The 10,258-nt window shown below is 68.8% G+C and carries 10 protein-coding genes and 1 pseudogene; 4 read left to right on the top strand and 7 right to left on the bottom strand.

The window, feature by feature from the left end; all coding sequences use genetic code 11:
- The 4 genes from NBW77_RS20905 to NBW77_RS20890 form a co-directional block, all read left to right on the top strand.
- Positions 1–1,476, top strand: a 1,476-nt coding sequence (locus NBW77_RS20905; RefSeq protein ID WP_250280196.1) for an acetate--CoA ligase family protein, incomplete at its 5' end; no start/stop codon positions are given.
- Positions 1,473–2,252 (top strand): crotonase/enoyl-CoA hydratase family protein, encoded by a 780-nt coding sequence (locus NBW77_RS20900; protein WP_131744750.1) that lies wholly within the window; start codon positions 1,473–1,475, stop codon positions 2,250–2,252. The genes NBW77_RS20905 and NBW77_RS20900, both read left to right, overlap by 4 nt.
- A 441-nt stretch (positions 2,253–2,693) precedes the next feature.
- Positions 2,694–2,900: a hypothetical protein gene (locus NBW77_RS20895; RefSeq protein ID WP_131744749.1), complete on the top strand. Its 207-nt coding sequence runs from the start codon at positions 2,694–2,696 to the stop codon at positions 2,898–2,900.
- A 7-nt stretch (positions 2,901–2,907) separates the two neighbouring features.
- Positions 2,908–3,321, top strand: coding sequence for a PIN domain-containing protein (locus NBW77_RS20890; protein ID WP_131744748.1), 414 nt, complete (start codon positions 2,908–2,910; stop codon positions 3,319–3,321).
- Positions 3,322–3,699: 378 nt separating this feature from the next.
- Here the strand turns inward: NBW77_RS20890 and NBW77_RS20885 are convergent, their stop codons facing one another.
- The 7 genes and pseudogenes from NBW77_RS20885 to NBW77_RS20855 form a co-directional block, all read right to left on the bottom strand.
- Complete coding sequence (locus NBW77_RS20885) at positions 3,700–4,410, bottom strand: Fic family protein (protein ID WP_131744747.1); 711 nt, start codon at positions 4,408–4,410, stop codon at positions 3,700–3,702.
- Complete coding sequence (locus NBW77_RS20880) at positions 4,407–4,826, bottom strand: AbrB/MazE/SpoVT family DNA-binding domain-containing protein (RefSeq protein ID WP_242605482.1); 420 nt, start codon at positions 4,824–4,826, stop codon at positions 4,407–4,409. The genes NBW77_RS20885 and NBW77_RS20880 overlap by 4 nt, the downstream gene beginning before the upstream one ends.
- 289 nt (positions 4,827–5,115) lie before the next feature.
- Positions 5,116–5,412, bottom strand: a complete 297-nt coding sequence (locus NBW77_RS20875) for an SDR family NAD(P)-dependent oxidoreductase (protein ID WP_207386753.1) — start codon at positions 5,410–5,412, stop codon at positions 5,116–5,118.
- Positions 5,413–5,599: 187 nt separating this feature from the next.
- Positions 5,600–5,908: pseudogene (locus NBW77_RS20870) on the bottom strand (DUF4277 domain-containing protein); the annotation flags it as partial.
- A 56-nt stretch (positions 5,909–5,964) separates the two neighbouring features.
- Positions 5,965–8,400, bottom strand: coding sequence for an ABC transporter substrate-binding protein (locus NBW77_RS20865; RefSeq protein WP_207386752.1), 2,436 nt, complete (start codon positions 8,398–8,400; stop codon positions 5,965–5,967).
- A 77-nt stretch (positions 8,401–8,477) separates the two neighbouring features.
- On the bottom strand, positions 8,478–9,686 hold the full coding sequence (locus NBW77_RS20860; RefSeq protein ID WP_250280195.1) for an amidohydrolase family protein: 1,209 nt from the start codon (positions 9,684–9,686) through the stop codon (positions 8,478–8,480).
- Between the two features lie 28 nt (positions 9,687–9,714).
- Positions 9,715–10,258: amidohydrolase family protein (locus NBW77_RS20855; protein ID WP_250280194.1), on the bottom strand; the 544-nt coding region annotated here is incomplete at its 5' end.

The following is a 10,258-nucleotide window of genomic DNA, read 5'->3' as shown; positions in this document are numbered from 1 at the left end:
GTCCACTCGGTCGCGATCTTCGCCGAGACGATTCGCGACACCGAGGGCTTCCGGTACGCGGCGGCGAGAGCGGCTGACCGTGAGATCCCGATCGTCATGCTCAAGGCCGGGACGAGCGAGCTCGCGGCGCGCACGGCCGCGGCCCACACCGGGGCGCTCGTCGGCGACGATCGGGTCGTCGACGCGGCCCTCGGCCAGTGCGGCGTGATCCGCGTGCGGACCTTCGAGGAGCTTGTGGGCACGGCGAACCTGCTCGCCCACACGGGCGCGATCAGCCCGACCGGGGTGGCCGCCGCCTCGATCTCCGGCGGCGCCTGCGACGTGCTGGCCGACCTCGCCGCGCCGTGCGGTCTGAAGTTGCCTGAGCTGCACCCGTCGACGATCGCGGCCCTCGGTGAGGTGCTCCCCGACTCCGCCTGCGCGCAGAACCCCTTCGACGTGACAGGCATGGCGATGCGCGATCCCGGCATCTGGCTGGGCGCTGTCACGGCTCTGGGTAGGGATCCAGGCATCGGTCTGGTGCTCGGCATCTCCGGCATCCCGACGGAGCGGACATCCGGTTCGCCCGGCTTCCTCACCGGTGTGACCATGGGCGGCCGTGCGGCGGGCGTCCCGGTCGCGATCGTGAGCACCTGCGCTCAGGCTGTCACCGATCCTGCGATCAAGAAGCTCACAGCGGTCGGCTCACCCCCGCACCTGTTCAGCCTCGACGTGGCCGTCACCGCCGCGGCGGGAGTCTCGCGGTGGTCGCAGTGGCTGGCTGCGCGACCGCGGACGCCGGGACGGCCAGCGTCCCAGCCAGCGTCCCAGCCGAGGGCCGAGTCCGGCAGCGGCCGGTGGTCGGAGTGGGCCGCCCGAAAGCTCCTGGCCGACGCCGGAGTCCCCGTCGTGCCCGCGCGCCTCGTCCACTCCCGGGATGAGGCGGTAGCCGCGGCGGTCGAACTCGGCCTCCCCGTCGCGGTCAAAGTCGTTTCGCCGACGGTGGCGCACAAGAGCGACATCGGCGGTGTAGTCCTCGGCGTGGCCGATGCCGACGGCGCGCGGGTGGCCTTCGACCAGGTCTGCCGAGCGGCCGGGGACAACGCGATCGAGGGCGTCCTCGTCGCTCCGATGCGCGGGGACGGACTTGAGCTCATCGTGGGCGTGGTGCGAGACCCCCAGTGGGGTCCGGTGATCGCGATGGGCCTCGGCGGAGTGCTCGTGGAGGTCCTGCGAGACAGCGCCGTGCGGGTGCTCCCGATCGGCGCCTCGGAGGCGGAGGCAGCCCTGCGTACCCTCAGCGGAGCAGCCCTCCTCGACGGCGTTCGGGGACGACCAGGTGTCGACGTCCCTGCCGTCGCCGAGGTGATCGCACGTATCGGCCGTCTCGCGCTTGCCCTCGGCGAGGACCTGGAGTCCCTCGAAGTCAACCCGCTGCTGGCGCGCGGAGATGAGATCGAAGCGCTCGACGCTCTCGTCACGTGGGTGGACGCGTGACGTCGCCGCCCAAAGTCCTGGCCGAGAGGCGAGAGCACATCGTCGTGCTGACCCTGAACAGGCCAGCGGCTCGCAACGCCGTCGACGGTGAGCTCGCGGACCTCCTCGGCGGGCACCTGCATGACGCCGACTGCGACCCCGGTGTGCGCGCCGTCATCCTGACCAGCTCCGACCCCCGGTCGTTCTGCGCCGGCGCGGACCTGAAGGCGGTCACGCGTGGCGAGTCGATCGCGCCGAGCAAGCGGGAGTGGGGCTTCGCCGGCTGGGTGCGCCACGAGGTCTCCGTCCCGACGATCGCCGCCGTCGAGGGCAGTGCGCTCGGCGGCGGGACGGAGCTGGCCCTCGCGTGCGACCTCGTCGTCGCCGGCGCGGAGGCCACGTTCGGGCTGCCGGAGGTGCGCCGCGGTCTGCTCGCGGCCGCCGGGGGCGTGATCCGCCTTCCGCTACGGATCCCGCCGACCGTCGCCATGGAGATGCTGCTCACCGGACGCCCCATCGACGCCGAGCGGGCCCACGCCATCCACCTGATCAACCGGATGGCACCCGTCGGCGGCGCCCTCGACGTCGCATTGGAGCTTGCGGCGGAGATTGCCGACGCCGCGCCCCTTTCGGTACGGGCCAGCAAGCGACTCGCACGTGGGGTGATCGAGGCGTCGTTCGACGAGCAGTGGGCCCGGTGCGACGCAGCAGTGCGCGCACTGATGGCCAGCGAGGACGCGAAGGAGGGCCCCCGGGCCTTCGCCGAGAGGCGCGCGCCCCGGTGGCGGGGACGCTGACCGGAGGGCCGCGCCCGCATCGGCCCTGGGGGATCGCCTCCTGGACCGGACCGGTGGACCTTCTCGAAGGCCGCAACGAACGACGATCTGCTGAGCGAGACCCTGTCTCCGTCCGGCCTGTCGGGGTCGGGGAACCAGAGTTACGGCTATGACCGGGCCGACCGGCTGGTGTCGTGGACGAAGCCGGACGGGTCGACCACCACCTACGGGTGGGATGCGGCAGGGAACCGCACCTCGGTCGGGGGGACGGCGTCGACGTTTGACGAGCGGAACCGGCAGCTGTCCGATGGCAGTGGGTCGTACACGTACACGTACACGGCGCGGCGCGGGGACGCGGGCGACCCGCACGCAGGGGAGCACCCACCGCCACGACGACGTTTGACGCAGGATGGTTCTATGCTGATCCCGGGCGAGTAATGACGGGCGAAGGTGGATGTCGCTATGAGCACCAGCAGCCCTGATCACCCGGTGTTCCCGCCTCATCGACCCTGCTTGTCCGTTGACGAGCTGATCCGGATCAAGAACGCCAAGCCGATCCGGTCGCTGGCCGACCTGGAGGCGATGTCCGCCGACATCTTCAAGTCGGACGAGGAGTTGGACGAGTTCCTGGCATTCACCTATGCCGAGCGCCGCCGTGACGTGGCCTGAGGTGATAGTGCGCTCCGTCGTCCTGGACACCGACGCATCCTCGTTAATCATCAAGAAGCGCCTGCCGATCACGCTGGCGAGCAAGTTGATCAATAGCCAGCCGATCATAACCTTCGTCACTCGTGCTGAGCTGACCAAGTGGGCCGAGGTCCGCAACTGGGGAACGGGTAACCGGACACTTCTGGCCGAGTGGATGGCAGGGGTGCCGATGTCGCCGGGTGACGAGAACGTGGCCGATACCTATGGTGTCCTGTCTGCTGCTGGGGTGCGCCGAGGGCGGCCCCGGCCGATGAACGACATCGAGCCGATCAACAAGCTCGGACACCGCTACCAGCCCCGCGCTACCCCTCAACGACCGGTCCACCGGGCCGACCCGCACCCGCCGCCGGGACCGCTTCCCGGCCATGCCGCTACCGCGTAAAGTCGTCACCCGACAGGTGCCTTTTGCCTGGGATATCGGTTTGGTGTGGTAACCCCGATTCTCCCTGCCCGACAGGCACCTGTTCACCGACAACGATCTACACCCCCCAACATCACTGCCCTACCGGCGGATGTAGGTCTGACGTTGCGTCGGGAGGCCCAGCCGTCCTCATGCTGGCGCGTTCGGCCCGGGTTGCCGCACCACAGGGCGCGTGAGAGAGCGAGCTGGGCCGGCGAGGCTTCATCCGGTTGCGGCGCCTCCTTGGAGATGACAAACAATCCGCGAATCGCGGAAACCGTTCAATTTCGGGTGGTCCCAGGAGGCCTGGGATGCTACCTCGTCGGATGCGACGGCGGCCGCAGCACGGTGCGCAAGCTGCTACGGCGCGGCGCTGCGGCTTGCCTCGTCGGCGAGTGAGACCGCGAGGATGCGGGTCAGGGCGGGCGTGTCCTGGGTGTCGAGCATGGTGATGTACGCGGGTCGCTGGGTGACCTGGACGATGGCGGGAAACCCGAACCTGCGGATCGTCTGGTAGGCGATGATCGCGCGGCCGGCGCGACCGTTGCCGTCAGTGAACGGGTGGATGCGTTCGAACGCGATGTGTGCGCCGGCGATCGCCTCGAGCAGGGCCTCGTTGTCGAGGTTGGTGGTCTGCCACTCGGTCTGGTCGGCCCACTGGAGCATGAGTTCTGGGACGCGTGAGGGTGGTGCGGGCTGCCAGGACGCGCCGGTGACGATGTTGCTGGAGGTCTTGTACTGGCCGTGGTCGTGGGCCAGGTGGTCCATCAGCGCGGCGTGCAGGTCCCGGACGAGGCCGGTGGTCAGGGGTTCGTCGTCGGCGACGGCCCTCAGGATGCGGGCGAGCGCCTGGTAGTGGTTGGCGACCTCGTACAGTTCGCGCACAGGCGTGCCGGCCACGGGCACTCGTTCGTCGACCAGCAGGGTAATTGTGTCGGCCAGGGTGAGGGTGTTGCCCTCGATCGCCGCGGAGTGGTGCGCCAGGCGCACGAGCACGTCCTCGGCGTAGTCCGGCGACAGGACCCCGGTGCGGGCGACATCGGCCAGGAACTCCTGCCGGGTCCAGGTCACGACCGGGTCCGGGCCGCGTTGATCACGGCCATCAGGTCGGGCAGGGGGGTGTCCTCGTACCGGCTTACGGCGCGGGCCTCGAGTACCCCGGAACGGACGGTAACCTCGACCGTGTCTCCGGGGCCGATGCCCAGAGCGCGCAGCTCGGCTGGGCTGATCGTGATGCCCGCCGAGTTCCCGATCGTGACGACCTTCTTCCGCATACGAACAGGATACATCCCAGTACGAACCCGCCGTGGTGGTGGCCGAAGGCTGGGCGCGCCTGCCCGGCGAGTTCGGCGTCCCGCGCGGCGAGGGCCGACGACGAACGCGGGCTGGAGCGCGACACCGTCGCCCGACAATGGGCTGGCGGAGACGATCTGGTCGCGTATCTGCTTCTTGAAAGCGGGTGTGCTGGCCGACGCCGTCGTGGTCACCTCGAACGTGTACGTCCCGCGCGGGTCGTCGACCGGGACCGCCGGACCAACTCCTACCGACGACGTCCTCGTCGGAGTCGCTCTGAACGCCGGACTCGGCTGGTGGTGGGCCGATCCCCTCGGCTACGTCCTCGTCTTCTACGTCCTCCGCGAGGCGCGGGAGATCCTCTTCCACCACCACCGGCAGAGGAACAGCCCGCCGCCGCGTTGCGCCTGCCCAGACGAGCCTTCAGCTGATCGTGTAGATGCGAGCGCCCGACCGGTGCCCGTTCCGGTGGGTCAGGCTGCGTTATTTCTGGGTGGCTGTCACGTGCAGGTGTTCGGGGAATGTGACGCCGGTGAGTTCCTCGGAGACCGTCCACAGGCGGCGGGCCAACTCCGGGTCGTTGGCAGTGTCCGACCGGTCGACCAGGATGGGGCTGCCGCGCCACTCGCCGCGGCCGTCGGGGCCGACGTAGGAGTTGCCGGGCAGGTTCTGGACCGCTGCGTACAGCGTCGGCGGTGCGCCCGCTGCCGCGTCCTGGGAGAGGAAGCGGTTGATGATCCGGGCGGCGATCCTTGGGATGGCCGTAGCGGGGCGTGGCATAGGCGGGATCAGGGTCGGGGTAGGCGCCATACAGCGAGATCGAGGTGAGATCCCAGTGGACCTGGGCCAGATCCAGGCCGAACGCGGTGACCGCGGCCAGGCCGACCGAGCCGACGACAGCGTCGGCCTGCTCGGCCAGCGCGTCGAGGGCGCGGGCGATCTGGTCGTCGTTCAACGCATCCGCGGGGACGTCGAAGACCTCCTCGACGGCCCACGCCGCCGCCCAGTCGGTGACGCGGACCATCGCGGTCGGACAGCACAGCCGGTTGGCGATCAGGACCTCGATGACCTGGCCATGGGTCAGACGGGCGACGTCCTCGCGGATCGGGCAAAGCCGGTCGACGGCGGCGGCGACGCCGAGGCGGCGCAGGAAGTCACGGACGACCGGCAGCGAGCCGAGTATCTTCTCCACGCTCGGCGGGCCGTAATCCTCCGCGACCGTCACAGACAGGAACCGCGCCAGGCCCACCACTCCACAACACGGTAGAACCGACATGGAACGACCAAAGGATCACGGAGCTATCCCATCGCACGCACGTGCGAAGGACAGGGCTAGGAGGCGGGTGCTTCCAAGCCCGGCATGAGTTCTTCCACCAGGCCCTCGCGGCCGCCGAGTACGGTGCGCAGGACGAGGTAGTCGGATCCTTTGTAACCGCGGTGGTCGTAAGGCCCGAAGCCCAGCACCGTGCCCGGGGCTCCCATCGTCGCCGGCACCATTCGGACCTTCTCCAGTCCCTTCGCAAGGCCCTCAGGGGTGACCGGACGTGCGCGCGCGATACCTTCGGCGAGCACTCGACCCATGTCGTACATGTGCGCCGGGTAGCAGCCGTAGGGCTTCGCACCCCCGAAGCGCGCGACATAGCGGTCCTGGAACCCCTGGAAGACCTTGTTGCCCTCGTGCGGAAGATCGACTCCAACCCAGCCCTCGAGCGCCTCCAGGGGTGCCGGGAGGTTCATCAGCGCCGGGCTGCCGAGCTCCTGGTCCAGGCCGCTACACAGCACCCAGGTGGTGATCGTGACTCGGGGGACGTCCCAGCCCTCGCTGACGTGGCGGGCCATCTGTGACAGGACGGCGTAGAAGGACAGTCCGTATCCCAGATGGGCGAGGCCCTGTGCACCCGACGCGCGGACTGCCCGCAGCGCGGTGTCCATCTCCTCGTCGGTGACCCGCGGCGACACGATCTGATCGCTGGTGACCTGTAGGCCGAGGGTACGGGCGTGGAGGCGGAACCAGTCGTAGTACTCGTCGCCGATCGGGTTGTCCTCACGAACCACTCCGACCCGCCTCACACCGCGGCGGAGAAGGTGACGCGCGATGTGGAAGGTCTCATCGGCGAAGGTGCCGTTGGGCGTCTGGAAGCAGAAGTCCCCGGCGAACTTCGTCGTCGCGCAGTAGGAGATGACCGGGACACGCGTCCGCTCGATCTCGTCCCGCAGGATGCGAGTCAGGTCGGTGATGAACGGGCCGACGACCCCGAGGACCTTCTCCTTGTGAACCAGGTCCCGCCACGCGCGGACGACGTCGGCGGCACGGCCGTCCGGCGGGCCTTCGACCTCACGGAAGACCAGTTCGACCTCACGGTCGAGGAGCCCTGATTCGAAGGCCTCGGCGAACGCGAGGCGCAGGCCGTCGTACCACTTCTCGACCGGCGCCCACAGCGCCCAGTCCTGCAGCACGCCGATGCGAAACGGCGTGCGGTCGCCGACCAGGCTGTAACGGGTGCCGGCACCGGACAGGGCGTGGCTCGCATTATCGCCGTCCGCACCGTTGACGCCCACACCGTTGACGCCCACACCGTTGACGCCCAGCGGCGAGGTCGCCAGCAGCGCTGCCCACGTCACGTCGACCAGCTGCTCGACGCCGTCGGCGATGGTACGCAGGACGACGTAGTCGCCCTTGTAGCCACGGTGGTCGTGCGGTCCGAAGCTGATGACGGTGCCCGGGCCACCGATGCACGCCGGAACCATGCGGGTGCGCTCGAGAGCGTCGGTGAGCCCCTGGGCCGACGGGGGCCGCATCCGGGCGAGTGCGCCGGCGACGACGAAGCCGTGGTCGAAACCGAGAGCCGCGTAGGCGTGGAAGGGTCTGCGACCGAAGCGCTTCTCGAAGCGGAACAGGACATCCTGGAAGTGCCGGTTACCCTCGTGGACCTGGTCGAGCCCGATCCAGCCGTCGAAGTCCGCGATCAGCGTCGCCTGGTCGTAGTCACCCGCGCCCCCGAACGCGGTGATGGCGACCCACGTGGTGTTCTGCACCTTCACGGGGTTCCAGCCGAGGGAGTCGCCGACCGCCTTGACCGCGGCGCGGACGGGGATCAGCGCGCCGTAGGCGGACAGGACGAGGACGCACTCGGCGCCTGCTTCGTGAGCTGCCCGCAGAACGGGCTCGACCGGCTCATAGGTGTTGAACAGTCCGACGACGTGGTCGGTGACAAGGGTGAGGCCGTAGCGCCTGGCCGCGGCGCGGAAGGCGGCGCCGTACTCCTCGCCGATGATCCCGTCCTCGCGGAACAACGCGACGCGGGTGATTGCCTGGGACGCGAGGTAGCCGGCGAGCAGTACCGCCTCGTCGGGGAATCCGCCGTTCTGCAGCGCGAAGGCGTAGGGGCCGGCCCAGTCGAAGGTGGCACAGAAGCTGATGGTCGGCACGCCCGTGCGGTTGACCTCGTCGACGAGAGCCAGGTTGGCCTCGGTGACCACGGGTCCGATGACGGCGAGGCAGTCCTCGTCGTGGACGAGCTCTCGCCAGGCGTCGACGACGACGGAGCTGGTACCCCGCATCGGTCCCCGGACCTCGCGGATGACGAGCTCGATCGCGCGGTCGACGTCGCCGCGCTCCTCCGCCTCGGAGAAGGCGAGCCGGATGCCGTCGTAGAAGTCCTGGATGAGGTTGGTGCCCCCGGCGAACTCCATGCAGACGCCCACCTTGTGGGGAGCTCGTGGACGCCTCGTCAGCAGCTCCTGGGACGGTTTTTCCTTCGACACCATGCCGACGTCTCCATCCTCATGCCAACTGCCAACTGCCGACTGCCGACTGCCGACTGCCAAATCTCTACGCCGACGAGTCACCCGGTGATGCCGATGCGCTCCAGACCCAGGCACTCGATGGCGTTGCCCCGGAGCAGCTGCCAGGTCTCGTGCTCGTCGAGCCGGGCGGCGGTGACGATTTTCTCGGCGGTCTCGCGCGAGTGGGGGAACGTGGAATCCGAATGCGGGTAGTCGGTCTCGAACATGATCTGGCCCATGCCGACGACGTCGCGGCTCGCGAGGCCGTGCATGTCGTCGAAGACGCAGCCGTAGACCCGACCGGCGATGTAGGAGCTGGGCGGCTCGGGCAGCGCGTCCCGGAGCTTGTTGCCGTAGTAGTGGCTGCGCTCCCACACGGAGTCCAGTCGCTCAATCATGAACGGCATCCAGCCGACCTGGCCCTCGGAGAGCGCAATCTTGATCTTGGGGTGGCGCACGAGGACGCCCGAGCACAACCAGTCCACGAACGCGTGCACGGAATTCTCGGCGGTCAACGCCATACCGGCCTCCAACGGCGCGTCGAGCGCCGTCATCGCCATCTGTGACGACGATCCGATGTGCATGTTGATCACGGTGTCGGTTTCGTCGCACGCGCGGAAGAACGGCTCCCAGTGCGGGCCGTAAATGCTGGGGAGCCCCAGGGGGACCGGGCTCTCGGAGAAGGCGACCGCATGCGAACCCTTCCCGGCGCACCGAAAGATCTCGGCGGCGGCGAGTTCGGGATCCCACAGCGGGATCAGGGTGCACGGGACGAGCCGGCCGTAACCGGCGCCGCCAGACCAGTCGTCGATCATCCAGTCGTTGTATGCCTGGATGCAGAGCAACGCGAGTTCCTTGTCCGCCCGCTCCAGGAACGTCTGGCCACAGAAGCGGGAGAAACTGGGGAACGAGAGGCTGGCCTCGGTGTGGTTGTGGTCCATCGCCTCCAGCCGAGCCTTCTGCTGCCAACAGCCCGGGACGATGTCGTCGTAGCTCACCGACCTCGCCGAGGGCTCGTCGAGGTACCCGACCTGGGCCATCCCACGGGGTAGTGGCCATACCAGGTCGTCATAGAGCCACAGGTCGACGGGACCCGCGTCTCGGTGCTGCTCCTCGCTGAACTTCAGGCCCCCGTCGAAGATCATGCGACCGTGTCGGCGCTCGAGGCGGGGCCCACGGTCGGCGTACCTCGCGGGAAGGCGTTGCGACCAGAGCGTCGGGGGTTCGATCACGTGATCGTCAACGCTTATGATCTTGGGGAGATCCATGTGACACCCGCTCCTGTTCCCGGACCACTCAGACGCCGCCGACGCCGATCTTCCAACGGAAGAGCTCCTCGGCGTTGCCGCTGGTCATCGCCTTCGCCTCGGCGGCGGGAACGTCCGAGAGAAGCTCCGCCACCTGCTTCTGGCTGTGCGGCCAGAGCGTGTCGGCGTGGGGGTAGTCGCACTCCCAGAGGATCTTCTCGACACCGACATCGTGACGGACCTTCACGCCGAACGGTTCCTCGATCATGCACGCCCAGATGTTGCGGTCCCAGACCTGGCTCGGGAGCAGGTCATCCATACCCGCCCAGATGCGGTGCTTGAGAAACTGGCGGTCGGCCCGCTCGATGGCCGACGGGATCCAGCCGATCCCGCCCTCGGACAGGGCCAGCTTGATCGTGGGGTACCGGCGAGGTACCGGGCTCATCGCGAACGCGACCGTCGCCGCACAGGCGTTGATGTTGCCGAGGGCGATCGGAAGGACGAAGGGACCGTCGTCGGGCGCCGGGTTGGTCAGCTCGCCGCTGGAGCCGATGTGCATGCAGATGACGACGTCGGTCTCCGTACACGCCTCC

The sequence above is a fragment of the Frankia sp. Cppng1_Ct_nod genome, from assembly GCF_920656135.1.
GTDB classification, from domain to species: domain Bacteria; phylum Actinomycetota; class Actinomycetes; order Frankiales; family Frankiaceae; genus Protofrankia; species Protofrankia meridionalis.
The sequence above is the reverse complement of the archived record's forward strand: the minus strand, read 5'-3'. Positions and strand labels throughout refer to the sequence as shown.